General features: G+C 62.9%; 26 protein-coding genes. 10 read left to right on the top strand and 16 right to left on the bottom strand.

The annotated features are described in order from the left end of the window. Positions 1 to 12 precede the first annotated feature (12 nt). The 5 genes from M0D65_RS00485 to M0D65_RS00465 all read left to right on the top strand — a co-directional run bounded on the left by M0D65_RS00485 (position 13) and on the right by M0D65_RS00465 (position 5356). The gene (locus M0D65_RS00485; protein ID WP_091010747.1) at positions 13 to 1098 is read left to right on the top strand and encodes a LacI family DNA-binding transcriptional regulator; all 1086 of its coding nucleotides are present in this window, start codon (positions 13 to 15) and stop codon (positions 1096 to 1098) included. Next, positions 1095 to 2117 carry an NAD(P)-dependent oxidoreductase gene (locus M0D65_RS00480; RefSeq protein WP_266250307.1) on the top strand — a complete coding sequence of 341 codons (1023 nt, stop codon included), beginning with the start codon at positions 1095 to 1097 and terminating at the stop codon, positions 2115 to 2117. The genes M0D65_RS00485 and M0D65_RS00480 overlap by 4 nt, the downstream gene beginning before the upstream one ends. Next, on the top strand, positions 2114 to 2953 hold the full coding sequence (locus tag M0D65_RS00475) for an amidohydrolase (RefSeq protein WP_266250305.1): 840 nt from the start codon (positions 2114 to 2116) through the stop codon (positions 2951 to 2953). Before M0D65_RS00480 ends, M0D65_RS00475 begins: the two co-directional genes overlap by 4 nt. Before the next feature lie 184 nt (positions 2954 to 3137). Next, the gene (locus M0D65_RS00470) at positions 3138 to 3785 is read left to right on the top strand and encodes a dihydrofolate reductase family protein (protein ID WP_266250303.1); all 648 of its coding nucleotides are present in this window, start codon (positions 3138 to 3140) and stop codon (positions 3783 to 3785) included. A gap of 401 nt (positions 3786 to 4186) precedes the next feature. Continuing rightward, a complete protein-coding gene (locus M0D65_RS00465; RefSeq protein WP_266250301.1) occupies positions 4187 to 5356 on the top strand; it encodes an alkane 1-monooxygenase in 1170 nt (389 codons plus the stop codon). Positions 5357 to 5359: 3 nt separating this feature from the next. Here the strand turns inward: M0D65_RS00465 and galE are convergent, their stop codons facing one another. From galE to M0D65_RS00445, 4 genes are read right to left on the bottom strand one after another with little or no spacing between them, the layout of a single operon-like run. Next, positions 5360 to 6382 (bottom strand): UDP-glucose 4-epimerase GalE, encoded by a 1023-nt coding sequence (gene galE, locus M0D65_RS00460; protein ID WP_266250299.1) that lies wholly within the window; start codon positions 6380 to 6382, stop codon positions 5360 to 5362. A gap of 11 nt (positions 6383 to 6393) precedes the next feature. Further along, positions 6394 to 7551 (bottom strand): glycosyltransferase family 4 protein, encoded by a 1158-nt coding sequence (locus M0D65_RS00455; protein WP_266250297.1) that lies wholly within the window; start codon positions 7549 to 7551, stop codon positions 6394 to 6396. Positions 7552 to 7609: 58 nt separating this feature from the next. Then, the gene (locus M0D65_RS00450; protein ID WP_266251160.1) at positions 7610 to 8455 is read right to left on the bottom strand and encodes a glycosyltransferase; all 846 of its coding nucleotides are present in this window, start codon (positions 8453 to 8455) and stop codon (positions 7610 to 7612) included. Continuing rightward, a complete protein-coding gene (locus tag M0D65_RS00445) occupies positions 8455 to 9714 on the bottom strand; it encodes an oligosaccharide flippase family protein (RefSeq protein ID WP_266250295.1) in 1260 nt (419 codons plus the stop codon). Before M0D65_RS00445 ends, M0D65_RS00450 begins: the two co-directional genes overlap by 1 nt. 258 nt (positions 9715 to 9972) lie before the next feature. On the opposite strand from M0D65_RS00445, the gene M0D65_RS00440 reads away from it, so the two are divergent. From M0D65_RS00440 to waaA, 4 genes are all read left to right on the top strand, one after another. Then, positions 9973 to 11367 carry a phosphomannomutase/phosphoglucomutase gene (locus M0D65_RS00440; protein WP_266250293.1) on the top strand — a complete coding sequence of 465 codons (1395 nt, stop codon included), beginning with the start codon at positions 9973 to 9975 and terminating at the stop codon, positions 11365 to 11367. A 174-nt stretch (positions 11368 to 11541) separates the two neighbouring features. Further along, on the top strand, positions 11542 to 12543 hold the full coding sequence (waaC, locus tag M0D65_RS00435; RefSeq protein WP_308076516.1) for a lipopolysaccharide heptosyltransferase I: 1002 nt from the start codon (positions 11542 to 11544) through the stop codon (positions 12541 to 12543). Positions 12544 to 12601: 58 nt separating this feature from the next. Beyond that, on the top strand, positions 12602 to 13486 hold the full coding sequence (locus tag M0D65_RS00430) for a Kdo hydroxylase family protein (RefSeq protein WP_091010777.1): 885 nt from the start codon (positions 12602 to 12604) through the stop codon (positions 13484 to 13486). A gap of 73 nt (positions 13487 to 13559) precedes the next feature. After that, complete coding sequence (gene waaA / locus M0D65_RS00425; protein ID WP_266250290.1) at positions 13560 to 14861, top strand: lipid IV(A) 3-deoxy-D-manno-octulosonic acid transferase; 1302 nt, start codon at positions 13560 to 13562, stop codon at positions 14859 to 14861. A 53-nt stretch (positions 14862 to 14914) separates the two neighbouring features. On the opposite strand, the gene M0D65_RS00420 is transcribed toward waaA, so the two are convergent. After that, positions 14915 to 15424, bottom strand: a complete 510-nt coding sequence (locus M0D65_RS00420) for a VOC family protein (protein ID WP_266250288.1) — start codon at positions 15422 to 15424, stop codon at positions 14915 to 14917. Positions 15425 to 15497: 73 nt separating this feature from the next. On the opposite strand from M0D65_RS00420, the gene M0D65_RS00415 reads away from it, so the two are divergent. Further along, positions 15498 to 16448, top strand: a complete 951-nt coding sequence (locus M0D65_RS00415) for a LysR substrate-binding domain-containing protein (protein ID WP_266250286.1) — start codon at positions 15498 to 15500, stop codon at positions 16446 to 16448. Positions 16449 to 16475: 27 nt separating this feature from the next. On the opposite strand, the gene ureG is transcribed toward M0D65_RS00415, so the two are convergent. From ureG to urtC, 11 genes are all read right to left on the bottom strand, one after another. Next, positions 16476 to 17147: an urease accessory protein UreG gene (ureG, locus tag M0D65_RS00410; protein WP_266250284.1), complete on the bottom strand. Its 672-nt coding sequence runs from the start codon at positions 17145 to 17147 to the stop codon at positions 16476 to 16478. Positions 17148 to 17167: 20 nt separating this feature from the next. Then, entirely contained in the window at positions 17168 to 17848 is a 681-nt protein-coding gene (locus tag M0D65_RS00405) for an urease accessory protein UreF (protein ID WP_266250282.1), read from the bottom strand. Further along, on the bottom strand, positions 17835 to 18488 hold the full coding sequence (ureE, locus tag M0D65_RS00400; RefSeq protein WP_266250280.1) for an urease accessory protein UreE: 654 nt from the start codon (positions 18486 to 18488) through the stop codon (positions 17835 to 17837). Before ureE ends, M0D65_RS00405 begins: the two co-directional genes overlap by 14 nt. A gap of 1 nt (position 18489) precedes the next feature. Continuing rightward, entirely contained in the window at positions 18490 to 20196 is a 1707-nt protein-coding gene (gene ureC / locus M0D65_RS00395; RefSeq protein WP_266250278.1) for an urease subunit alpha, read from the bottom strand. A gap of 62 nt (positions 20197 to 20258) precedes the next feature. Next, positions 20259 to 20564 carry an urease subunit beta gene (locus tag M0D65_RS00390; protein WP_266250276.1) on the bottom strand — a complete coding sequence of 102 codons (306 nt, stop codon included), beginning with the start codon at positions 20562 to 20564 and terminating at the stop codon, positions 20259 to 20261. Between the two features lie 11 nt (positions 20565 to 20575). Next, on the bottom strand, positions 20576 to 20878 hold the full coding sequence (gene ureA, locus M0D65_RS00385) for an urease subunit gamma (RefSeq protein WP_266250274.1): 303 nt from the start codon (positions 20876 to 20878) through the stop codon (positions 20576 to 20578). 74 nt (positions 20879 to 20952) lie between these two features. Continuing rightward, on the bottom strand, positions 20953 to 21780 hold the full coding sequence (locus M0D65_RS00380; protein ID WP_266250272.1) for a transporter substrate-binding domain-containing protein: 828 nt from the start codon (positions 21778 to 21780) through the stop codon (positions 20953 to 20955). Between the two features lie 300 nt (positions 21781 to 22080). Beyond that, positions 22081 to 22962: an urease accessory protein UreD gene (locus M0D65_RS00375; protein WP_266250271.1), complete on the bottom strand. Its 882-nt coding sequence runs from the start codon at positions 22960 to 22962 to the stop codon at positions 22081 to 22083. Positions 22963 to 23175: 213 nt separating this feature from the next. Next, positions 23176 to 23868, bottom strand: a complete 693-nt coding sequence (urtE, locus tag M0D65_RS00370; RefSeq protein WP_266250269.1) for an urea ABC transporter ATP-binding subunit UrtE — start codon at positions 23866 to 23868, stop codon at positions 23176 to 23178. Between the two features lie 521 nt (positions 23869 to 24389). Continuing rightward, positions 24390 to 25253, bottom strand: coding sequence for an urea ABC transporter ATP-binding protein UrtD (gene urtD / locus M0D65_RS00365; RefSeq protein ID WP_091010796.1), 864 nt, complete (start codon positions 25251 to 25253; stop codon positions 24390 to 24392). Next, a complete protein-coding gene (gene urtC / locus M0D65_RS00360; protein ID WP_266250267.1) occupies positions 25250 to 26443 on the bottom strand; it encodes an urea ABC transporter permease subunit UrtC in 1194 nt (397 codons plus the stop codon). Before urtC ends, urtD begins: the two co-directional genes overlap by 4 nt. Position 26444 lies beyond the last annotated feature (1 nt).

Raw genomic sequence — 26444 nt, 5'->3', positions numbered from 1 at the left:
GACAGACAACCTATGGCAACCGACAGGACCACGGCAACGATTCACGATGTCGCCGCGCTCGCCGGCGTATCGACGAGTTCGGTATCGAACGTGCTCAACGGCCGTACCGACAAACTGAGCGCCCAGACTTGGTCGCGTGTCGAAGACGCGATCCGTACACTGTCGTTCAGCCCGAACCGCGTGGCGCGCCAGCTGAAAACCGGCCACACACCGATGCTCGGGTTATTGGTGCCCTCCACGGCCAATCCGATGTACGGCCAGCTCGCGCTGAACATCGAAGCGGCTGCGCAACGGCGCTTCAACTACCGGCTGCTGCTCGGCAACACGCATCGCGACAAGCAGCAGGAAGCGCGCATGTTCGACGATCTGCTGTCGTTTGGTGTGCGCGCGGTGATCGTGATTTCGTCGCTCGACGACGAGCGTCACCTCGAAAAAGCGGTGTCGCGCGGCCTCGCCGTCGTTAGCTATGACCGCGGCGCGGGCGGCGATACGCATTCGCGCGTCGATCACATGTCGCCCGACAACTATCAGGCTGGCTATCTCGCCGCCGATCACCTGATCAGCCACGGTCACCGCCAGCTCGCGTTTCTGCTGCCGCATGGCAAGACCGTTAGCCGTGGCGAGAAGATCGAGGGCTTTCGCGAACGTGTGTCCTTGTGCCCGGGCGCGTCCTATTCGGCGAGCGTGGTCGAAGGGCAGGTGTCGGAAGCGTTCGGCGACTCCGAACTGGCGGATCTCGGCTTCGCGATGGCGAGCCAGGTCGCCGCGCTGCGACCGATGCCGACCGGCATCGTGACCGTCAACGACATGCTCGCAATCGGCCTGATGTCGGGCCTGACGCGACTCGGGCTGCGCGTGCCGGAAGACGTCTCGGTGATCGGCATGGATGGCCTGCAGGTGTCGGGGTTCGTTAATCCTGGGCTGACGTCGGTGGCGATGCCGCTCGCGGAAATGGCCGATGCGATGGTCGAGCGGGCGATTCAGCGCTCGACCAACCCGGATCTGCCGCCATCCGATTTTCTCTTCCAACCCGTTCTGATCGCGCGCCAGTCGGTTGCTGCGCCCGCTCGCGCCAGAAAGACTGCCACTACGCTATGACCCGGATCTATCTGACGCATACCCCCGATGCGTTGAAAAACTACTACGGTGCCCGCGCGCTTGCGCAACTGCGTGCGCTCGGCGACGTGACGCTCAACCCGCACGGACGCCTGCTCACGCTCGACGAATTCGTCGACGTCGCGGCCGGCCACGACATCGTTGTCGCAAGCCGCGACGCGGCAGCGCCCGCGGCATTCTTCGAGCGGTTGCCGGACCTCGTCGCGATCTGTCGTGTCGCCGTGGATATCCGCAACATCGATGTCGAGGCGGCGAGCCGTCACGGCGTGCTCGTTACGCGCGCGACGCCGGGATTCGATACGTCGGTGGCGGAGTGGATCGTCGGTGCGATGATCGATCTGAGCCGCGGGCTTAGTGCATCGGCGGCAGCCTACTGGCAGCAGCGCACACCCGCGATTGCGATGGGACGCGAGTTGCGGGCCTCGACGCTCGGCATCGTGGGCTATGGTTTTATCGGGCGACGTCTTGCGCGGCTCGCGCGAGCGCTCGATATGTCGGTGCGTGTCTACGATCCGCACGCGACGATCGACGACACGGATGTCGAAGCGGCTTCGTTCGACGATGTGCTCGCGCATAGCGATTACGTCGTCTGCCTCGCGCCCGCGGTGCCCGAGACCGCGAATCTGTTTGGCCGCGCTGCGTTTGCGCGGATGCGGCCTGACGCGTTCTTCATCAATGCGTCGCGTGGTGAACTTGTCGATGACGATGCGCTGATCGACGCATTGGATCGAGGCGTTATCAAGGGCGCTGCCATCGATGTCGGCCGCGCGACCGACCAGATGCCGGCCGCCACGCTCGCGGCTCATCCGAAAGTCGTAGCGACACCGCACGTCGGCGGCCTCACGCCACCCGCAATCGAACATCAAGCCATGGATACCGTCGAACAGGTCCGCGCGCTCGTCGAGGGCCGGCTGCCTGCGCACTCGGTCAATGCGGAGCACGCGACGCGACTCGCGCGCCTGCCTGGCTTTTCTAACACTGCGCAGGGAGCGCGCCAATGAGCACGACGTCTTCGAACCCGATGGCCGGCGCGTGCGACTGTCACGTGCATATCTACGAACTCGAACGCTACCCGCTTGCGGGGACGGCGACGTTTGCTCCACCGCAAGCTTCGTGGACACAGTACGCGGCGGTACAGCGCAGTCTCGGTCTCACGCGCGCGGTTCTGGTCCAGCCGACGGGGTACGGGTTCGACAATCGCTGCCTGCTCGAAGCGCTCACGCTTGCCGATGGCGCCGCGCGCGGCATCGTCGTGATTCGTCCCGATACACCTGCAGCGGAACTGCGGGCAATGCACGATGCCGGCGTACGTGGTGTGCGTTTCATGATGATTCCGGGCGCGGGCGGCCTGCTCGGGTGGAGCGATCTCGAAGGACTTGCCGCGCGGATTGCAGAGTTCGACTGGGTCGTTAACCTGCAACTCGACGGGCGCGAGCTGCCGGACTATGCGGCGAAACTGCGCACACTGCCGTGCAGATTGTCGCTCGATCACACCGGCAAATTTCTCGAACCGGTCACACCGGAACATGCAGCGTTTCGCAGCCTGCTTGAGTTACTCGATGCCGGCAACACGTGGGTGAAGATCTCGGCGCCGTATGAGACGTCGCGCGTCGGTCCACCGCATTACGACGACGTCAGCGCGCTGGCGCAGGCGCTTGCGGCCGCGCATCCCGAGCGTTGCCTGTGGGCGAGCAACTGGCCGCATCCGAACCGTAAGCCCGTCCCCGACGACCGCGCGATGCTCGACCTGCTGTCGCGATGGGCGCCCGATCCAGCGGTGCGGCGGACCATACTCGTCGACAATCCGGCATCGCTATACGGATTCGATACGATCTGATCCGCGCAAAAACTCGCTGTTTTGCGGCGCCCACCGCGGCATGACGATGTGCAGCGCACCATCGACGCGCCCGGCACAATCGGCGATCATACGCGGCGGCCCGCGGCGACCCTGCGGCGCGCAGACTACCCTTATCCAGACGCAGGCCCGCTCACAGGCGGCCCGTCTAGGCACGGAGAACATCATGTCGAAAGTGCGCGTTATGAGCTTCGCGGTTTCCATCGATGGTTACGGCGCCGGGCCGAACCAGGATCTGCAGAATCCACTGGGTGTACGTGGTCCCGAGTTGATGGCGTGGTTCTTTCAGACGCGCGTCTGGCGCAAGATGCAGGGTCTCGACGGTGGAGAAACCGGCATCGATAACGAACTGGCCGAGCAGAGCATGTCCGGCATGGGAGCGTGGATACTCGGGCGCAATATGTTCGGACCCGTTCGCGGCCCGTGGCCCGACGAAAGCTGGAAAGGCTGGTGGGGCGACGAGCCGCCGTATCACACGCCGACTTTCGTGCTGACACATCACGCGCGAGCACCGCTCACGATGCTGGGCGGCACGGAGTTTCGCTTCGTTACCGAAGGAATTCACGCGGCGCTGGAGCAGGCGCGCGCAGCGGCGGGCGAGCGCGATATCCGCATCGGCGGCGGGGCGTCGGTGATCCGGCAGTATCTGCTTGCCGGTCTCATCGACGAAATGCATCTGGCTGTGCAGCCGGTTTTGTTGGGCTCCGGCGAAAGCCTGCTCGGCGGTATCGATATGCATGCGCTCGGTTACGAGTGCAAACGTCACGTTGCGGGTGAACGTGCGATGCATGTGTTTATCGGCAGGCGTGCGTGAATGGGATGATAAGCAGGATCATAAGCAGGGCGATCTAAGCGAGCACATGAGCGGGCACATGAGCGGGCACATGAGCGCGGCACTTGAATTGTGCGCCGCCGCGAAACTAGCCAACGACGCTTCCCACCCACGGCTACACGCGCTGCCGACAGACCACGCCCGTACCGCTCCACCATTTCGCACCCACTTCAGCCCGTCATACGCCTGTTTCATTCACGCACTCAAAGCAGGCCCCGGCGTCCTCCACCGATTCGTCGCTGTTTGGAGCCCCGCTCCTGGAGCGATCGCTTGGCCCGGCCCGCGCAGCGCTATATAAATTTGAAGATCGGAACAGACCGGGCGACGCTGCAGTGCAACCTGCGGAGTACGCCGGGCGGGACGGAAACAAGGAGGGAGACGTTATGGCATCGACGCAAGCGGCACCGGCTCGTTGGGTTGACGGTAAGCGCTACCTGTGGCTTCTCGGCGCCCTGACCATCACGTTGCCGCTGCACGCGGCGCACCTCGCGCTACTGACCGGCTGGCACATCTTCTGGTGGTTCGGTCCGATCTTCGTGTTCGGCATCATCCCGGTGCTCGACTATCTGATCGGCGACGACCCCAGCAATCCTCCCGATGAAGTCGTCCCCACACTAGAGCGCGAGCGCTACTACCGGCGCATCGTCTACCTCGCGACATTGATCGAGTACATCTCGTTCTTCGGGGCCGTGTGGGTCGTCGGCACGCATGCGCTGACCTGGTACGACTACCTTGGTTTTGCGCTGTCGCTCGGTGCGGCCACCGGCGTGTCGATCAATACCGCGCACGAACTCGGCCACAAAACCGATCCGTTCGAGCGCTGGCTCGCGAAGATCACGCTCGCGCCGGTTGCATACGGCCACTTCTTCGTCGAACACAACCGCGGTCATCATGTGCGCGTCGCAACGCCGCCCGATCCAGCCAGCGCGCGCTACGGCGAATCGTTCTGGGGGTTCTTGCCGCGCACGGTGCTCGGTAGCATCGGCTCGGCGTGGCGGCTCGAAAAGCATCGCCTCGAGCGTCTCGGCAAGTCGCCGTGGAGCTGGCGCAACGAGGTGCTGCATTCATGGGCGATGACCGTGGTGCTGTGGGGCGCGATGATCGCGGTGTTCGGCAAACACGTGATTCCGTTTCTGCTGATCCAGGCTGCGTACGGCGCGTCGTTGCTCGAAGTGGTCAACTATCTGGAGCACTACGGGCTCGGTCGCAAGCGTCTTGCGAGCGGGCGCTACGAGCGCTGTATGCCCGAGCACTCGTGGAACAGCAACCGCATCGTGACGAACCTGTTCCTGTATCAGTTGCAGCGTCACGCCGATCATCACGCGAATCCGACGCGCTCGTATCAGGCGCTGCGCCACTTCGACGGTGCGCCGCAACTGCCGTCAGGCTACGCGACGATGATCATGTTCGCGTACGTGCCGCCGCTGTGGTTCAAGGTGATGAACCCGCGCGTCGTCGCGCACTATCACGGCAACATGGAGCAGTCGAATATCAAGCCGTCGATTCGCGAACGTGTGATCGCGCAGTTTGCGCAACCGGCGGGGCAGGGGTGACGACTACGCAAACCCCTGCGGATTCTGCTCCTGCCAGCGCCAGTGATCCGCGCACATCCGCTCGATCCCGAACGCCGCCCGCCAGCCGATAATCCGCTCCGCCGCCGCCGGGTCCGCATAGCACTGCGCAACATCGCCCGGCCGCCGCGCAGCGATCTCGTACGGCACCGGCCGCCCCGACGCTTTCTCGAACGCGCGCACCACGTCGAGCACGCTATACCCCTGGCCCGTACCGAGATTCACGACGAAGCTCGCATCGCGCGCAACCAGCGCATCGAGCGCCAGAAGGTGCCCGCGCGCGAGATCGACCACGTGAATGTAGTCACGCACGCCGGTACCATCCGGCGTGTCGTAGTCGCCGCCGAACACGCGTAGCTTCGCGAGCTTGCCGACCGCGACCTGCGCGACATACGGCATCAGGTTGTTCGGCACGCCCGACGGATCCTCGCCAATCAGGCCGCTTTCGTGCGCACCGACCGGGTTGAAATAGCGCAGCGTCGCGATGCGCCAGCTCGCATCCGATACTTCGAGATCGCGCAGGATCTGCTCGGCGATCAGCTTCGACTGTCCATACGGATTGGTGGCCGATAGCGGGAACGATTCATCGATCGGCGAGCTTTGCGGCACGCCATACACGGTCGCCGACGAACTGAACACAAACTGCCTGACGTTGCGCTCGTTCATGACGGCAAGCAGCACGAGCAGACTGTCGATGTTGTTACGGTAGTACTCGACCGGTTTCGCAACCGATTCCCCCACGGCCTTCAGCGCCGCAAAGTGAATCGCACCGGTAATTGGATGTTTATCGAAGATCGCACGGAGCGCGGTTTCGTCGCGCGCATCGGTTTCGTAGAACGCGACCTGTTTGCCGGTAATCCGTTCGACGCGTGCAAGCGACTCGCGATTGCTGTTCACGAGATTGTCGACCACCACGACGTCAAAACCGCCGTTCAACAACTCGACGCACGTGTGCGAGCCGATAAAACCCGCGCCGCCCGTCACCAGAATCGTGCCCTTCGTGGCCATGCTGTGCTCCATTAGAGTGAGACGCCCGTCAAGTTTCGAATCAGGTCTGTATATCGATCGACGACGGCCCGCTCGTCGAATTCCGCCGCGACTTTCTGCCGGCCGCGTTCGCCCATCTCGCGGCGCGCGGCGCCGCTCATGTCCAGCATCTGTGCCAGTTTTTCTGCCAGGCTCGCTGCGCTCTTTGCTTCGCACAGCAATCCGTTGATTCCGTCCGCTACCACTTCGCGACAACCGGGTACGTCAGTTGCGACGATCGGGCGGCCCATTGCCGCGGCTTCCATCAGCGTACGCGGCACGCCTTCGCGATACGACGGCAGCACGACGCAATCGGCGGCGGCGATGAACGGGCGCACGTCGTGCGCTTCACCGCCGTACTCGATGACGCCCTCGCGCTCCCAGGCAGCCACTTCTTCACGCGAGATCGCGCTCGGGTTGTCGACGCCAACCGGTCCGAGCAACTGGAAGCGCGCATTCGGATAGCGTGCGCGTAGTTGCCGCGCGGCGTCGACATATTCTCCTACGCCTTTATCCCACAGCAAACGGCCAATTAATATGAACGTGACCTGATTGCTTTCGGGCAGCGGCGTCGGCGCGAACTGTTCGAGATCGACGCCTTCGCCATGCAGCAGGCGTGCCCGCTCCGGGTGCACGAGCAGATGCTGATCGGTAAACGCGGCCATGTCGTCGCGATTCAAAAACCAGATTTCGCGAGGAAAGCGGAACGCGAAGCGGTACAGCTTCTTCGCAATCTGCGCAGTGCGGCTCGACTGGATAAAAACATAACCGAGCCCCGTCGTGACCGCGACCGACGCAACGCCCGCGAGCTTCGCCGCAATCGATCCGTAGATATTCGGCTTGATCGTGTAGTGAAACACGACATGCGGCCGGATCGCGCGATAGTGGCGATACAGCGCCCACAGCGTGCGCAGGTCGTCGCGCGGATTCGTACCCTTCGATGCAACCGGCAGATCGACGCAGCGGCAGCCCATCTGCGCGAGCGGTTCGAACGTGCGGTCGCGCGGCGCGATCACGGTGACCTCGACGCCGCGGGCGACGAGCGTGCGGATCAGCCCCTGACGATACGTATAGATGGCCCACGCCGTATTGCAGACGAGGCTGATGCGCAGTGCGGAACCGACAGGAGTGGGTGCGGGGCTGGATTTCATGCAGGGCGACGAAGCCGGGTATCTAAAAGAATGGGAGAGCGATGAACGGGAACGTGATTCACGACTCACGCGACCCTTGCGAGGCGCCCGCGCGCGGCGCGAACAGCATGCGTTTCACCCACTGCAACGTCCGGTAAGGCGTAACGAAATGCAGCAGATTCTTCGCGAGACCGAGCCAGTCGTACGGATTGAGTGCGTTGAAGTAGTGCATCTGCAGCCGCAACGTTGACGCGATCTGCCGACGCCGCTTCGTCGCGCTGATACCGCCTTCGTTCAGCTCGTAGTACAGGCCCAGTTCCGGCAGATTCGCGCAGTCGTAGCGTTCCATCAGCCGCAGGAACAGATCGAGGTCTTCCGCGGCGGGGTAGGCCGCGCGATAGTTACCGACGGCTTGTACTGCGTCGATACGCAGCATCATCGAAGGATGCACGAAGCAGCCGCGCAAAAAACGGATGCGGCGGATTCCAGCTGGTGTGGCGGGCGGCGTCAGCATGAAAAGCGGCGCGCCGGTACGCGTCACCACCTGCGCCCACATGCCGAGCCCTGCCACTTCGGGATGCGTGTCGAGATACTTGCGTTGCTTCGCGAGACGACCAGGCACAGTGAGATCGCCCGCGTCGATGCGCGCCGCGTAGCGGTAGCCGCGCGCGGCCAGCGCATCGATACCCGCCTGCAACGCACGTTCGATGCCGACGTTCTGCGGCATGCGCAGAACGTCGATTGAGAGATTCGACAGCGTTGGGGCGACGATCGGTGGCGTACTGCCGTCGTCGACAATCAGCACGTGCACCAGTGCGTCCTCGCTGAACGACGCGAGCGTGTGCTCGACGTCCGCGTGGCCGTTGTACGCGGGCATTAGCACGGCGACGTCGTCTAGTGCGCCGGAAGGAGACGAGGAAGGCATCATGTGCGCAGCTTGAAGCGAATGTAATAGAGGTTCACGCTGGCAGCCGCAAGATAACCGGCAGCGAGCCCAACCAGCGCGCCATACGCGCCAAGCCGCGGAATCGCGAGCAGGTTCACGACGAACGCCACCGCCAGCGCGAGCAGCCACTTCGACAGCAGCACGAACTTCGCCTGGTACTTCAGCACGATCAGGTTGCCGATCGCCTCGATGCCCGCGGGCACGGACAGCCATACGGCCCAGCGGAAAATATCGATCGCGCCTTCATACGCGGGCCCGAACACCCGACGGATGATGAAACCCGCGAGCAGGTCCAGCACCAGTGCGCCGCCGATCATCAGCACCGCGGTCATACCGGTGAGCCTCCACATGTTGCGCTTAAGCTGCACCGCGTCCTGCACGCGATAGACGAAGGCAGGCGCGATAGTCTGCGCGAGCATCAACGCGAGCGTGATCCAGTTTTCGTTGAGCTGCTGCGCGGCCGAATAGCGACCGAGATCGGCGAACGAAATCGTGCGTTCGAGCATCAACCGGTCGAGCTTCAGAAACAGGTACATGCAGATCAGGCCAATCCAGAACACGGTGCCCGCCGTCGCGAAGTGGCGGAATAGCGACCGGTCGACGCGCCATCCGAGCGAGCCGTGGCGGCGCACGTAATACAGCACGAGCACGATACCGATCGTCGCCGCTTCGAGTGCCCATAGCCAACCGAAGCGTGCGGGACTCGCCGCTGCACGCACCAGTACGAACACCAGGCCCGCTTTCAGCACCGCTGTCGTCATGCTCGTGAGCAACTGCGGCTTGCTGTAAGTCATGCTCTGCAGCCACGCGTTGACCACACCGACGAGCGGTTCGCGAAACAGCATCGTCAGCGCGAGACCCGCGAGCATTGCGCCGACGAGCGGATCGGTGAAGCCCGCGGCGATACCGGCCCACGTCAGCAGTAACGCCCCCGCCGACACCGTCACGCGCAACGCGAACGCGCTGCCCAGCACGGTGCCCAGCTGTTCCTGCGGACGGTGCACGATGGTCGGCACGAGAATTTCGGCGCCGCATACCCACGTGATCGGCGATAGCACGAGCAGCAGCGTGTTCGCGTATTGCCATTTGCCGAACACGTCGGGCCCGAAGTAACGCGCGAGCATCCCGCTGATCGCGATCGCGACGACGATCTGCGTAACCCGCTCGAGCCCGAGCCAGACGATGTTGGCGAGGGCCCGCGCGACGTCCGGATTCGCGAAGCGCCTCACGGCCGGCATCCGGTGCCTGGCCTGCCGCTGGGCTGCTTTGCGCCGGTCCAGGAACAGGCCCGCCTTGCCATGACCGATGGCAACGTTATGAGTGGAGCGCGTCCAGGCATTAGAATAGGCACCTGCATGGCGTAATCTGAAAACCGCAATTATAAGGTTGGATAGAGGTAGACCTCCGATCGCTTCCGGCAAACGCACCACGCGGTGTCTACCGACACCGCCGGCCGCGCCGGTCAAAATTTCCTTTGCACGCAAGTGAGCCTATCCATGATCTCCCAGTCCATTTTCAAGGCGTATGACATCCGCGGTGTGATCGGCAAGACGCTCGACGCCGACACAGCCCGTTCGATTGGTCGTGCATTCGGCAGCGAAGTGCGCGCGCAGGGCGGCGATGCCGTTGTCGTCGCGCGTGACGGCCGGTTGTCCGGGCCTGAGCTGATCGCCGCGTTGTCCGATGGCCTGCGCTCTGCGGGCGTCGATGTGGTGAACGTCGGCATGGTGCCGACGCCGGTCGGTTATTTCGCCGCGAGCGTGCCGCTCGCACTGGCCGGTGGCGAACGCCGCATCGATTCGTGCATTGTCGTGACGGGCAGCCACAATCCGCCCGACTACAACGGCTTCAAGATGGTGTTGCGCGGAGCAGCCATCTACGGCGAGCAGATTCAGGCGCTGTATCAGCGCATCGTCGACGATCGCTTCGAAACCGGCAGCGGCAGCTACGCCGATTACGACATCGCGGATGTGTATCTGGCGCGCATCGTCGGCGACATCAAGCCCGCGCGGCCGATCAAGATTGTCGTGGACACCGGCAACGGTGTCGCCGGTGGTCTCGCTCCGAAACTCTTCAAGGCGCTCGGTTGTGAACTCGTCGAGCTGTTCACCGAGATCGACGGTACGTTCCCGAATCACCATCCGGACCCGGCGCACCCGGAGAATCTTCAGGACGTGATCAAGGCGTTGAAGGAAACCGATGCGGAAATCGGCTTCGCGTTCGATGGCGACGGCGATCGTCTCGGCGTCGTGACGAAGGACGGGCAGATCATCTATCCGGATCGCCAGTTGATGCTGTTTGCCGAAGAAGTTTTATCGCGCAACAAGGGCGCGCAAATTATTTATGACGTGAAGTGCACGCGCAATCTCGCGAAGTGGGTGCGCGACAAGGGCGGTGTGCCGCTGATGTGGAAAACCGGCCACTCGCTCGTGAAAGCGAAGCTGCGCGAAACCGGCGCTCCGCTCGCCGGTGAAATGAGCGGCCACGTGTTCTTCAAGGATCGTTGGTACGGTTTCGACGACGGCCTGTACACGGGCGCACGGCTACTCGAAATTCTCTCGAAGGTGAACGATCCGAGCGCACTGCTGAACAGCCTGCCGAACTCGCATTCCACACCTGAATTGCAACTGAAGCTCGAAGAAGGCGAAAACTTCGAGCTGATCGCGCGTTTGCAAAAGAGCGCGACGTTCACCGGCGCCGATGAAGTCGTGAAGATCGACGGTCTGCGCGTCGAGTATCCGGACGGTTTCGGTCTCGCGCGTTCGTCGAACACGACGCCGGTCGTCGTGATGCGCTTCGAAGCCGATAACGACGCGGCACTTTCGCGCATTCAGGAGGACTTCCGCCGCGTGATTCTCGCGGAAAAACCGGATGCAAAGCTGCCATTTTGATGGCAATAACCGCGGTGGTACCGGGCGTTAAGGTACCGGTCGCGGTTCGACGCGGCGCGGGGGGCACCCCCGGCGCCGCGTTTTTTATGCGTTTTATGCAAGGCTGGTGTCCGCAGCGCGCTAAAATTGCGTCCTTTCAACGCATCTTCGGGCCGGATTGCCGGCGTTCCACTCTTGAGCGTGCAAAAGATACTGATCGTAAGGGTGTCGTCGCTCGGCGACGTCGTGCATAACATGCCCGTCATCGCCGACATTCGCCGGCGGCATCCCGATGCGCAGATCGACTGGCTGGTCGAAGAGAGCTTCGTCTCGCTGGTGCAGCTCGTCGACGGCGTGCACCGCGCGATTCCGGTGTCGCTGCGGCGCTGGCGCAAACGGCTGTTTTCGCCGGCTAACTGGCGCGAGATCCGCGCGTTCCGGCGTGCGCTCGCTGCCGAGCACTACGATCTCGTGATCGACTGCCAGGGGCTCATCAAGACCGCGTGGGTCGCGGGCATGGCGCGCGGCCCGGTGGTCGGCCTCGGCAACCGCACCGATGGCGCGGGCTACGAATGGCCGGTGCGCTTCTTTTACAGCAAGCGCGTGCCGATCGCGCCGCGTACGCACGTGGTCGAGCGGACCCGGCAACTGGTTGCGGCCGCACTCGGCGACCCGCCACCCCAACCCACCGACGATATCGATTTCGGCATCGACACACGCCGCGCCGCGCTCGCGCTGAGCGAGGCCGGGCTGAACCTGCCGGTGCCATACGTCGTATTCGTCCACGCAACGTCGCGCGCCGACAAGCAATGGCCCGACGCCGCGTGGATCGAACTGGGCCAGGCGCTGATACGACGCGGCGCATCGATCGTGCTGCCGTGGGGCAGCGACGCCGAACGCGCGACGAGCGAACGGCTCGCTAAAGAGTTCGGCGCGGCTGCAATCGTGCCGCTGCGACTGTCGCTGCCGGCGGTGGTCGGATTGATCGACGGCGCGGCTGCAACGGTCGGCGTCGACACCGGCCTCGTGCACATTGCCGCCGCACTGAAGCGGCCGACGGTCGAGTTGTACAATTTCGCCACCGCGTGGCGCACCGGCGGCTACTGGTCGCCGAATGTCGTCAATCTCGGCACCGCGGGCCAGCCGCCGACGCTCGATCAGGTGAAGGCGACGCTGTCGGGCTTCGGCCTGCTGTGAGCGACATTCCGGGCGTTAGCGCCGCATGCAACCGCTGCACCCGTTTTCAAGGGCGACCATGAACGAATCCCAGATCATCGAAGTGGCAACCGGCGACTGGCATGGACACAACCTGTCCGTGCCGCGCGAGACGCTGCTGGCCGGCGTCGAACGCGGCAAGGTGCTGTACTTTCCAAATCTGTCCTTCGCGATCGAAGGCGGCGAGCAGGCGTTGCTCGATCCCGCGCTGGCCGATCCGAAGCGCAAGAACATCAGCCTCGAACCGAACGGCGGCGCGCTGCATGGCGTGCTGGGCGACGCGGTGACGCAATCGGCGGTGCGCGCGTTGATCGCGCGTTATCAGATCAATGCGCGCACGCTCGTCGATGGGCTATTCCCTGAATACGACGGCAAGTTGCGCGTTGCGCCGACCAGTTTGCGCTTGCATCAGGTCGAAACGCGGCAGACGTCGTGGCGCAAGGACGATAGCCGCCTGCATGTCGATGCATTTCCTTCGCGGCCGAATTACGGCGAGCGCATCTTGCGCGTCTTCACCAACGTGAACCCGCAGGGCGCGCCGCGTGTGTGGCGTGTCGGCGAGCCGTTCGAAGATATGGCGCAGCGTTTCCTGCCGCGCATCAAGCCGCAGATGCCGGGCTCCGCGTGGCTGCTGAAGCTGCTGCACGTTACCAAATCGCGTCGTAGCGAATACGATCATCTGATGCTGAATCTGCACGACGGCATGAAGGCCGACCTCGATTATCAGAAAGTCTCGCCGCAAGAGACCATGCCGTTTCCGCCGGGTTGCGTGTGGGTCTGCTTCTCGGATCAGACTTCGCATGCGGTGATGTCCGGTCAGTTCATGCTCGAACAAACCTTCTTCCTGCCGGTCAAGGCGATGGCGCAGCCCGAGTGCGCACCGCTTGGCATACTCGAACGTCTGCAGGGCAGGGCTCTCGTTTGAGCGCCGCCGCTCGCGCGAGCCGCGCTTCTTCTGTCTTCGGTCTTCTGTCTGCATGCCTCCGCCCGGAGCGCACATGCTGAGGCCGATCTATAACGCGCTGTGGTGGATCGTTGCGCCGCTTGCGGTGCTGCGTCTGCTGATTCGCTCGCGTCGCGAGCGCGGTTATCGCGAGCATATCGGTGAGCGCTTTGGCTATGCGCCTGGACGTTTGCCGGAAGACGATGCGCCGTTGATCTGGGTGCATGCGGTATCGGTGGGCGAGACGCGCGCCGCGCAACCGCTGATCGATGCATTGCTGCAAGCACGCCCCGACGCGCGCATCCTTCTCACGCACATGACACCGAGTGGCCGCGCTACCGGCGAACAGATCTTCGGCGACCGAGTGCTGCGTAGCTTTCTACCGTACGACATGCCCGGTGCGATCCGGCGCTTCCTGCGCGCGTGGCGTCCCTCACTCGGCCTCGTGATGGAGACCGAGGTGTGGCCTGCGCTGATCGATGAGTGCCGGCGTGCCGATGTGCCGCTCGTGCTGACCAATGCGCGTATGTCCGCCCGCTCGTATCGGCGCGCGGCGAAGTTTGGTCGTGCGACGCGCGAGGTGTTCGGCGGTTTTTCTCGCGTGCTTGCGCAGAGCCCGTCGGATGCGGAGCGGCTCACCGCGCTCGGTGCGCGCAACGTCGCGGTGCTCGGCAATCTGAAGTTCGATATGGCGGCGCCGCCGGAACTCGCGGTGCGCGGCCGCGCATGGCGTGCGGCGATCGGCACACGGCCGGTGTGGGTCGCGGCCAGCACGCGTGAAGGCGAAGAGGAGCTGGTGTTGCAGGCATTTGCCGCGCTCGCGGTGGAAGACGCATTGCTGATTCTCGTGCCGCGTCATCCGCAGCGCTTCGATGAAGTGGCGGCGCTGGTCGCGAAGAAGGGGTTGCGCTGCGAGCGTCGCTCGGCGTGGGCGCCGGACAGCGCGGTGGTGGCCGGACGTACGCCGGACCACCTGCTGCCGGCCGATGTGACGGTGCTGCTCGGCGACTCGATGGGCGAGCTGGCTGCTTACTATGCGGCGTCGGATCTCGCGTTTATCGGTGGAAGCCTGCTGCCGCTCGGCGGGCAGAATCTGATCGAAGCGTGTGCGGTGGGTGTGCCGGTACTGATTGGGCCGCACGTGTTCAACTTCACGCAAGCTACCGCGGATGCAGTGGCAGTCGGTGCGGCCGTGCAGGTGCAGGACCCCGCCGATCTGGCACGCGTGTTGCGCGAGCTGTTCGTCGACCGGCCGCGCCGTACGGCGATGGGTGCGGCGGCATCGGCGTTCGCCGCGCGCCATCGTGGCGCGACTGCGCGCACGGTCGATGTGCTGACGACGCTGCTGCCGGAATGAATCCGGCTCGATCGGTGCTCGGTGCGAGCCCGATCGATGCAGGCCAACGTGCGCTACAGCGCGACAGGTTCGCGATTCAGCGCGCCTTCAATATCGTTTTCCCAAGCCGACCGCGGCAACTCGAATACGAGTTCCACAATATTCGAATCGGGGTCCCGAAGATGCACGCTATACGTCACGCCGCGTTTAATCTTGCGTGAAAGTGCGATGTCGTTCGCTGTCAGAAATTCAATCTGTCTGGTCCAGGCGTCTAGTGTCGGGTATTCGATAGCGAAATGATCGAGGGTACTGCCGCCATGGTGGTCCCAGTCCTCTGCCTGCTGTTCCAGCGCGAGATCGTGGTGGTGCAATTTCTGGTCACGCCTGCCGCTGTAAAACCGGGTTGGAGGTAGGCCACCGGGGTCCGGCCGGCTGGATGACCCTACGTGCACAAAGCCGAGCAGGTCGGCATAAAAGCGATGGGACGCTTCGATATCCCTGACCGCCAGCACGATGTGATTGATGCCGCACGGGGTTTGCGGCCGCTGATCCGAACGGGTTTCGCTAGTCATGATTTCCGGCATACCTCTGCTCCATGAGTGCAACTGAATGTTGAACGGTTATCTATGCGTCGAGCGTAACCGGTAGTCGCAAGCGATGAAATCAATCGATTCAGGCCCTGGTGGTCACGTATACTTACCAGCCATGACGCGGATGCCCCTCAATCTCCTGCCAGCTTTCGTTGCCGTGGCCGAGCTACAAAACGTGCGAGCCGCGGCCGAAAGGCTGCATCTGACGCACAGTGCCTTGAGCCAGCAGATCGCTGCGCTGGAGGCCCGGCTTGGGTTTCAGTTATTCGATAGACATGCGCGCCGCCTGGTGTTGAACCCGGCGGGCGAGGCACTGCTGAAAAAGGTCGTGCCCGCGCTGGACATCATTCACGAGGGGATCGCGGACGCGACCAAAGCATCGTCCGCAGCCGAGACGCATTTGCGGATCGCGATGTCGCCCACTTTCGCAAATCGCTGGTTTTTGCCGCGCATCGAGCGTTGGCGTAGCCGATATCCGCGCATTACGCTTGATATCGATGCGAGCCAGCGCGCAGTCGATATCGCGCGGGAAGGCTTTCATGCGGGTATCCGCAACGCTGCCGGACCGTGGCCCGGTTTGACCGGCGAGCCGTTGTATGACGAACCCACGAGGCTGGTAGTCGTAGCCTCGCCTGAAACAGCCGCTCTTCTGGCGCAACAGCCAGCAGATGCGCTCACGCAAGCTGCCTTGCTCGGTGATCGTGAGTTATGGCAGTGCTGGTTTTCGGCCGCGGGACTGATTGCGCAGCCGGAGCCGGTCATGGCATTCAACGACATCGGGCTGATGCTGCAGGCCGCCGAACAGGGCCTGGGGCTCGCGATCGCCCGAGTGCTCTATGTCAGCGATGCACTCGATGCGGGTCGGCTCGTGAAGATATCGTCTGTTTCGATTACGCACGAACTTGCTTTGCCGCACAGCATGGTCTACCCGGCCAACCTTGAAGATTGGTCTGCGCTGCAGGCATTCCGGGAATGGCTCAAGGCCGAACTTCGCGAGACCTTGCAGCAACCCATGTAAGGCCCGGAGGTTCATCCTCGCGTGCACTCATTGTGAACTGAGCAACCCCTTCTTCTCGATAAACGCAACCACCTGAGCGAGCCCGTCGAGCGACTTCAGATTGCTCATCACGAACGGCCGCTCGCCGCGCATCTTCTTCGCATCCGATGCCATGATGTCGAGATTCGCGCCGACCATCGGTGCGAGATCGGTCTTGTTGATCACGAGCAGATCCGACTTGGTGATGCCCGGGCCGCCCTTGCGCGGAATCTTCTCGCCGCCCGCGACGTCGATCACGTAGATCGTCAGATCGGACAGTTCCGGGCTGAAGGTCGCCGCGAGATTGTCGCCACCCGATTCGATAAACACGATGTCCGCATCGGGGAAACGCGTGAGCATGCGGTCGACGGCTTCGAGATTGATCGATGCGTCTTCGCGGATCGCCGTGTGCGGGCAACCGCCTGTCTCGACGCCCATAATTCGCTCGGCGGGCAGTGCACCGGCTACCGTCAGCAGACGTTGGTCTTCTTTTGTGTAGATGTCGTTGGTGATCGCGACGAGGTCGTAGCGCTCGCGCATCGCTTTGCACAGCATTTCCAGCAGAGTCGTTTTTCCAGAACCGACCGGACCGCCGACACCCACGCGCAGCGGAGGTAGTTTCTTCGTGCGACGTGCGGCATGAGGAGTGTGAGGCGCGTGAACTGCGTGAGGCGTATTCATATTCGATGAACCTGCAATGCTTAAGAACGGAAGAGCCGCGAATACTGCGACTCGTGGCGCGCCGAGAGGATACCGAGCTGCGGCGCGAACGTATTGATGTCGTTGGGCGTGGTGGCGAGTGCGCGTGCGACGGCGTCGTCGATCGCCTCGCGCAGCGCGACGATGATCCGCTGCCCGGCGACCTGGCCGAGCGGCACGGCCTTCAGCGCGGCGGCGGCCTGATTCTCGACCCAGCTGAACGCATAAGCAGCGAGCGTTGCATCGGGCGCCGCGTTTTGCGTGAATGCCGCGTATGCAAACGCGGTGGGCTGTGCGATGGGTATCAACCGATCGAGCGTCGCGCGGCGCGCAGCGTCGCCCCATTCGAGCGATGTGCAGAGCTGCCGCAACGACCAGCCTATCTGCTCGGTCTCGCGACGCAGTTCCGCCGATTCGCGGCTCGCAAGGAAGTCGCTGTTGGCGACAGCGAGTCCGGCTTCGTCATGCGTGCGCCAGCGTTCCATCTGATGCGCGAGGAACGGCAATTCACCGCGCGCGAGCACGTCGCGTAGCCCGCTCGCGATCCAGTCGCGCGCAGTGTCGGCATCGACTACGTGTTGTGCTTCGATCGCTGCTTCGAGTCCCTGTGAATAACTGAAAGCGCCGATCGGCAGTGCGGGCGACGCGAGATGCAGCAGCGCAGTGAGTTCAGCGATGCGCATGGTGCGAGTGGTGGCTGTGGCTATGCCCAGGACCGTCGCCGTGCGCATGATCGTGGCAATGGTCGTGATCGTGGTCGTCCGCGACGGCGTGGTCGCGCGGATGATCGTGACCATGATCATGCCCGTGATGCTCGCCGTACACCTGCTGTGCAAGTGCGTAATCTTCGGCGAAGCTCTCGTCGTGCCCATGCCGATGACCGCCGCCGTAGGCGCCGGCTTCCGGTTGAAACGGCAGCGTCGCATGTTCGACCCGCGCGCCGAGCCGTAACAGCATGTCTTCGAGTACCGGATCGGCTTCGAGCGTCAGTGCATCGATGGCGACTTCGACCGGCGTATGACGATTGCCGAGGTGATAGGCGGCGCGCGTCAGCGTGAGGCGATCCGGCGCGGTGATGCGCAGCACCGCCTGCGGCGCAGCGATGACACGCACGAGCCCGCCGTCCTGAGCAACCAGCACATCACCATCGCGCAAAATCGTGCCACGCGGCAGCAGCACCGCCGCCTCGTCACCGTTATCCAGCGTCGCCGCCAGCCGGCTCTTGCAGCGTTCGTCGTAGGCGAGCGTCAGCGTCGGCGCGCGCTGCACGAGCACAGCGGCGAGCTTGACGTGTGGATCGATGCGTTTATCGAGCGTTCTCATATCAGAAGAGGAAATAACGTTGTGCCATCGGCAGCACGGTAGCGGGCTCGCAAGTCAGCAACTGGCCGTCCGCGATGACCTGGTAGGTTTCCGGATCGACGCTGATCGACGGCTGCCACGCATTGTGGATCATATGCGCCTTTGTCACCGAACGACAGTTGAGCACCGGCACGATCCGCTTTGCGAGCCCGTAGCGACCTGCGATGTCCGCAGCGGCGGCCATCTGCGACACGAAGGTCAGCGACGTGCGCGCGAGCGCACCGCCGCGCGTCGCGAACATCTCGCGGTAGTGCACCGGCTGCGGCGTTGGAATCGATGCATTCGGGTCGCCCATCTGCGCGAGCGCGATCATCCCGCCTTTGAGGATCAACGCCGGTTTGATGCCGAAGAACGCCGGCTCCCAGAACACGAGGTCGGCCCACTTGCCCGGTTCGATCGAACCGACTTCGTGTGCGATGCCGTGCGTGATCGCCGGATTGATCGTGTACTTCGCGACGTAGCGTTTTGCGCGGAAGTTGTCGTTTCTCGAAGAGTCTTCGGGCAGCGCGCCGCGTTGCACCTTCATCTTGTGCGCGGTCTGCCACGTGCGGATGATCACCTCGCCGACGCGGCCCATCGCCTGCGAATCCGAAGAAAGCATAGATAGCGCGCCGAGATCGTGCAGGATGTCCTCGGCGGCGATCGTCTCGCGGCGGATGCGCGATTCGGCAAACGCGATGTCTTCCGCAATCGATGGGTCGAGGTGATGGCAGACCATCAGCATGTCGAGATGTTCGTCGAGCGTGTTGACGGTGTACGGACGTGTCGGATTCGTCGACGACGGCAGCACGTTCGGCTCGCCGCACACCTTGATGATGTCCGGCGCGTGGCCGCCGCCCGCGCCCTCGGTGTGATACGTGTGGATCGTGCGGCCCTTGAACGCGGCAACCGTGGCCTCGACGAAACCCGCTTCGTTGAGTGTGTCGGTGTGGATGGCGACTTGGGTATCGGTGGCTTCGGCAACCGACAGACAGTTGTCGATCGCGGCCGGCGTTGTGCCCCAGTCCTCATGGAGTTTCAGGCCGATCGCACCGGCGGCGATCTGCTCTTCGGCGGGTTCGGGCAGGCTCACGTTGCCCTTGCCGAGAAAGCCGAGATTCATCGGATAACCGTCGGCGGCCTGCAGCATGCGTTCGAGATGCCAGGGCCCAGGTGTGCAGGTCGTCGCGTTGGTACCGGTAGCCGGCCCGGTACCACCACCGATCATCGTCGTCACACCGCTCGCGAGCGCCTCGTCGATCTGCTGCGGGCTGATGAAGTGGATGTGCGTATCGATGCCGCCCGCGGTGACGATCTTCCCTTCGCCAGCAATCACCTCGGTAGCCGCGCCGATCGCAATCGTCACGCCGGGCTGGATGTCCGGGTTACCCGCTTTGCCGATCCCGACCACCCGACCGCCCTTGATACCGATATCCGCCTTCACGATGCCCCAGTGATCGAGTATCACCGCGTTCGTGATGACGGTATCGACGACGTCGGCGGCGACGCGTTGCGACTGACCCATGCCGTCGCGAATCACTTTGCCGCCACCAAACTTCACTTCCTCGCCGTAGATCGTGTAGTCGCGCTCGATTTCGATCAGCAGTTCGGTGTCGGCGAGGCGGACGCGGTCGCCCGTTGTGGGGCCGAACATTTCCGCGTATGCGCGGCGGCCGATGCGTAATGTCATGGTGTGAGTCCGGAGAAAAGCATGAAGATTCGACGGCGTGGAGCGAGCGGAGCGTCACCGCCTCACAGCTTGCCCATCACCTTGCCGTTGAAACCATAGACGACGCGCTCGCCAGCGAGCGCAACGAGTTCGACGGTTCGTGCCTGGCCTGGCTCGAAGCGCACGGCGGTACCGGCTGCGATATTCAGCCGGAAGCCGCGCGCGGCTGCGCGATCGAATGCGAGCGCCGGGTTGACCTCGTAGAAGTGATAGTGCGAGCCGACCTGCACGGGCCGGTCGCCGGTGTTCGACACCGTGACGCTGATGGTTGCGCGCCCAACGTTCAGTTCGTGTTCGCCATCGTCGATGAGCAGTTCGCCGGGAATCATGAGGCGCTCCTTTACGGAATCGGGTGATGGACCGTGACGAGCTTTGTGCCGTCGGGGAACGTGGCTTCGACCTGGATGTCGGGGATCATCTCGGGGATGCCTTCCATGACGTCGTCGCGCGTGAGCAGCGTGGTGCCGTAGTGCATCACCTCCGCGACGGTTTTGCCGTCGCGCGCGGCTTCCATCAGCGCCGCCGAAATGAACGCGACGGCTTCCGGGTAATTGAGCTTCAAGCCGCGCGCGCGGCGCCGCTCGGCGAGCAGGGCGGCGGTGAAGATCAGCAGTTTGTCTTTTTCGCGAGGGGTTAGCTTCATCGGGTCGGGTCAGTCGCAATCTGCGCGGGGAATGGAGGGTGTGCTGAAGATAGCAAGCTGGCTTAACGGGACGCTTACAGGTCGGCAGGCAACGCGGCGCCGAACCACTTCTTCGACATCGTGTTCAGTGTGCCGTCCTGCTTGGCCTGCGCGATCGCTGCATCGACTTTTTGCCGCAGACGCGGCTCGTTCTTGTTCAGACCCACGAAGCACGGCGAATTCTTGATCACGAACTTGGGCTCGGGGCGACGCGGTGGATTCTTCGCGAGGATCGCGGCGGCGACGATGTTGCCTGCGGCGATCAGTTGAACCTGACCGGACACGAACGCGGCGATGGTCGCGTTGTTGTCCTCGAAGCGCTTGATCGTGGCGTTCGGTGCCATTTGCGTTAGAGCGATTTCTTCGAGTGCACCGCGGGTTGCGCCGACGGTCTTGCCGGTCAGATCGGCGGGGCTGGCGACTTTTACGTCGGCGGGGCCGAACACACCCTGGTAGTACGGCGCGTAGGCGGTCGAAAAATCGATGACCTTCTCGCGCTCGGGCGTTTTGCCGAGCGACGAGATGACCAGATCGACCTTGTTGGTCTGCAGATACGGAATGCGGTTTGCGCTATTCACCGGTACGAGTTCGAGCTTCACGTTCAATGACTTCGCGAGTAGCGCGGCCGTGTCGATGTCGTAGCCTTGCGGTTTGAGATCGGGGCCGACTGCGCCGAACGGCGGATAGTCTTCGGGCACGGCGACTTTCAGTACACCGGCTTTCGCGATCGAGTCGAGCGCATCGGCGTGGGCGGCGGGTGCGGTGAACGTGGTGAACGCGAAGAGCGGAGCGAGCAGGAGTGAAGCAAGCGAGGCGCGGCGAGTATGGTGTGTCCGGCGGTTGGACGGTTGATTCGGGTTCATCGACGGGAGGTCTCCAGCGGGCGGATCGCCTGCCGTCGGATGCGGCAGATGCGTGGGGCTGTATTGAGCAAGGCGTATGCCAAGCGAAAGGCGTTGTGGCTCAGCGTTATCGGGTGGGGCGCTGCGAGTGACGTGCACCGCTCGGATGCGTGATGACGGTGTGGAATGCACTACGACGGTGCGTTTTGAGGGCTTGGTCCGACGATGGCCCGGGCTACCTTTCGCGGATCGGGTCGAGGGGGTGTTGGCGGATTACGTTAAGGGTTGCTTCAAACGGGTCGGGCGGTCTGGAAGACCCGATCACGTCGACCACAGCCTCAGCGGCACGGCCTCGACGCCATGCACGACAGGCCGTAGTCGCAACCAGCATTGCGTGAGTGCTTGCTGAAGCGGCTCCATCGATCGCGCGGCTACGCGCACCAGCAGTACGTTCGCGCATACGCAAGTTGCGGCCGCGCGAATCGTATCGTCGAAGGGCAGCGTGGCGGTGAGCGATTCGGCGAGCGCATCATCGCAAGCCGGGCCGATTGCCCACAGCGTGCCGTACGCGGGAAAGCCATCGAGACCTTGAGGCGCGGTGCGCAGCGTATCGGCAGCGGTGACACGCGCGCGTTCGAGCCAGAGCGTCTCGCCATTGGGGCCGACGATGCGCGCATCGCTGCGCAACGTGCCGGCGGACCAGTGCTCCCCCGCAGCCTGCCTGCCCAACTGCATTGCATCCCAACCGATCGCGGTGGCGTTCTCGGCAAGCGTGAGCGTGAAGCCGAGTTCTGCGTGCGCGTGTTCGAACACGATGTTGTTCTGCGGCAGCCAGTCCAGTTTCGCGCCGGCGCCGACGCGGATATCGATGTGCTGCTGCGCGACGCGTCCGTTCGACTTGTACCACTTGGTCGCACCGGGCGTCGCGAGCACGGCGTGGGTACCGGCGGCAAGCGCGATATCGATGTCGAGCCGATCGCCGCCGGCCACTCCGCCTGGCGGATGAACGATCACTGCATGACAAACCTCATCGCCTTCGGGATAGAGCGGCCGTTGCACGCGCAACGGACCGCGATGCAACCGATGCGTCAGTGCCGTGCGTGCCTGCTGCAACGTGAAACCGAGTTCGAGCCGCGCGTGCCATTCGGCGTGCGGGACGGAGTGCGCGGGGTGCAGCGTGGCGTGAGATTCGTGCAGCGACATACGGATCGAGGGGGGCGGGACGCAACGATGCGCCGAGAATAGCACGCGTGTGGACTGGCGACGGCTGGCGGGGAAAGGAGTGTGTCGTGTCCGAACGCGTGCGGCGACCTAACACCAGCGACTCAACTTCAGCGACTCAACCTCGGCGACTCAACCTCGGCGATGCAAGATCAGCGATACAAGATCAGCGGAGCCTCCGCATCGCGATGAGACTCAAACTGCGATGAGTTCGCGCACCCCGTCGGCGTCCATATTTTTCCCTTCCCCGCCTGCGACGATTTCACCGCGACTCATAACCCAGTATTGATCGGCGATAGCTTTAGCGAAGTCGTAGTACTGCTCGACGAGGAGGACGGTGAGTCCCATTTCCTCGACGAGTTGTCGCAGGGTGCGCCCGATATCCTGGATGATGGACGGCTGAATACCTTCGGTGGGTTCATCGAGAATGAGCAATTTCGGCTCGCTCATCAGAGCCCGCCCGATGGCGAGTTGCTGTTGCTGCCCGCCGGACAGATCGCCGCCGCGTCGCGAGCGCATGTCTTTGAGCACGGGAAAGAGCTCATAGATACGCTCGGGAATTTTCGAGGGTGCTTTACGACTAGCGGCCCCGACGAGCAGATTCTCTTCAACGGTAAGCCGCGGAAAGATGTCGCGTCCCTGCGGCACATAGGCAAGACCCTGCGACACGCGGGCATGTGGCGGCAACTTGGCGAGCGGCGCACCGCGCCAGGCGATCGACCCGCTGCGGGCGTTGACGACACCCATGAGACAGCGCAGCAGAGTGGTCTTCCCGACGCCATTGCGCCCGAGCAACACAGTCAGCTTGCCATCGGGAACGGAGAGCTTCACATCGCGAAGAATGTGGCTCCCACCGTAGTATTGATTCAGACCTTCGACTTCAAGCATGACAGTCCTTTACACAAGCGAAAACCAGACACCGAACCAAAGACGAGCGGGGCAACGACGACAAACCAACAGCGACAAACCAACAGCGACAAACCAACAGCGACAAACCAACAGCGACAAACCAGCAAGAGCAGAGCTTCAAAGCTACTGAACGACCCAACCGCGACACACGCAGTGTGGAGTGGGATGAATGACGGCCTTGTCACTATGGTTAAAGGTGCGAGGGATGATCTCGTCTCGGACCACTACCGTATCTGTGCGAGAGTGACACTTAGGCGCGGGCCACGAGAGCCACACACGGAAAGGACTAGATAACGTTTCGAGCGGCTTTCTTTGCCTTCTTTCTTTGCCGCGGCAAAGAAAGAAGGTGCCGCCCCGCACAGGGGCAACGCCTGCGCCGCGAGGCGCTAACGAAGAGCCGCCTGCACAGGCAAAAGAGAGCCGCTAACGAAGAGCCGCCGGCCAGGGAAAAAAACCAACCGCTAAACAAAAAAAGCCGCCGCCAGCCAAGGCAAAAACAATCACCTCCCCAAATACGACTCAATCACAGATTCATCCCTCTTAACACTATCAAGCGTCCCATCAGCAAGAACCCGCCCTTCGGCCATAACAGTAACCCGCCCGGTGTCACCGGCAAGAGCAGCAACAAACTCCATATCATGCTCAACAACCATCATGGAGCAGGACCCACGCAAACGATTCAACAACGCAGCCAGCTCCATAGTCTCATCGTCAGTCATCCCAGCCGCAGGCTCATCAAGCAACAACAAAGCAGGCCGCTGCATAAGCAACATGCCAATTTCAAGCCGCTGCTTCTGCCCATGCGACAACTCACCGGCCAACCGAAGTGCCTCACTCTCCAACCGAATCACAGCAAGCGTCTCCTCAATAAGAGCCTGCGCCGACCGATCAAGCCGCGCGCGCAAGGAAGCCCACCACCCCTTATCCGTCTTCATAGCCAGCTCGAGATTCTCCCAAACCGGATGCTGCTCGAACACAGTCGGCTTCTGAAACTTCCGCCCAATCCCGGCGCGTGCGATAGAAGGCTCATTCATCCGCGTCAGATCGATCGTCTGCCCAAGAAAAACCTTGCCGGAATCCGGCGAAGTCTTCCCGGTAATCACATCCATCATCGTGGTTTTACCCGCGCCATTCGGCCCGATGATGCAACGCAGTTCCCCCACATCGATCGACAGCGACAACGCATTGAGCGCACGAAATCCATCGAAACTAACAGTCACATCCTCGAGATACAGAATCGTGCCGTGCGACACATCGATCTCACCGGGCACGACCGCGTGACCCATGCCGGCCACGCCACTCAACGACCGCTCGGCGGGTTCTTCCGGCAACGCGAGACCAACCACCAACGGGTCCTGAATCATGAGCGGTTCCTCCTGCGTGTCGCGAGTTCGATCAGCCCCATGATGCCGTTCGGCAGCAACAGTGGCACCAGCACGAAGATCAGACCCAGAAAGAACAACCAGTACTCAGGAAAATTCGCCGTAAAAAAGCTTTTCGCACCGTTCACTGCAAACGCACCGATGATCGGCCCGATCAACGTACCGCGCCCGCCCACCGCAACCCAGATCGCCATTTCGATCGAGTTGCCCGGCGACATCTCGCCAGGATTGATGATGCCGACCTGCGGCACATACAGCGCACCAGCGATGCCACACAGCACCGCCGACGCCGTCCACACAAACAGCTTGTAGGCGAGCGGGCTATAGCCGAGAAACATCAGGCGCGTTTCGCCGTCGCGCACCGCGGTGACGACACGCCCGAGCTTCGACGTAACGACCGCGCGCGCGCCAAGAAACGCGAGCACGAGTACGGCAAAGGTGATCAGCAGCAGCGCCGTGCGCGTGCCCGGATGAGTGATCGGAAAACCGCCGATGCGCTTGAAGTCGGTGAAGCCGTTGTTGCCACCAAAGCCCGTTTCGTTGCGATAAAAAAGCAGCATCGCAGCGAACGTAAGCGCCTGCGTGATGATCGACAGATACACACCCTTCACACGCGAGCGGAACGTAAAGAAGCCGAACACCCACGCGACCACGGCAGGCACCGCGACCACCAGCAGCAGCGCATACCAGAGATGTTCGGTGCCTTGCCAGTACCACGGCAGCGCATGCCAGTCGAGGAACACCATGAAGTCCGGCAGGTCGCTGCCGTATTTGCCTTCATGCCCGATCGCACGCATCAGATACATACCAATTGCATAACCGCCGAGCGCAAAAAACAGCGCGTGACCAAGACTCAGAATGCCGCAATAACCCCACACGAGATCGAGCGCGAGCGCCGCAATCGCGTAGCACATGAACTTGCCGGCAAGCGTCATCGCATACGCCGACAGATGGAACGCACTCGATTCAGGCAGTACGAGCGCGGCGAACGGCACACCGAACCCGATGACGATAATCAGCGCGATCAATGCAAGCCACGCGCGACGCGACAGCAGCGCGGGACGCGGTGGCAAGCCGAGCGCGAAGCCGCTCTGCACCGCACGAGCAGCGGCTGCCACCGGTGGCGCAGCAGATGGCGACGAAGAGGAAGCCGAGGTAGAGACAGCAGTCATC

The organism is Paraburkholderia sp. CHISQ3 (assembly GCF_030464945.1).
Lineage (GTDB): Bacteria > Pseudomonadota > Gammaproteobacteria > Burkholderiales > Burkholderiaceae > Paraburkholderia > Paraburkholderia megapolitana.
This window is presented reverse-complemented; position numbering and strand designations above follow the sequence as displayed.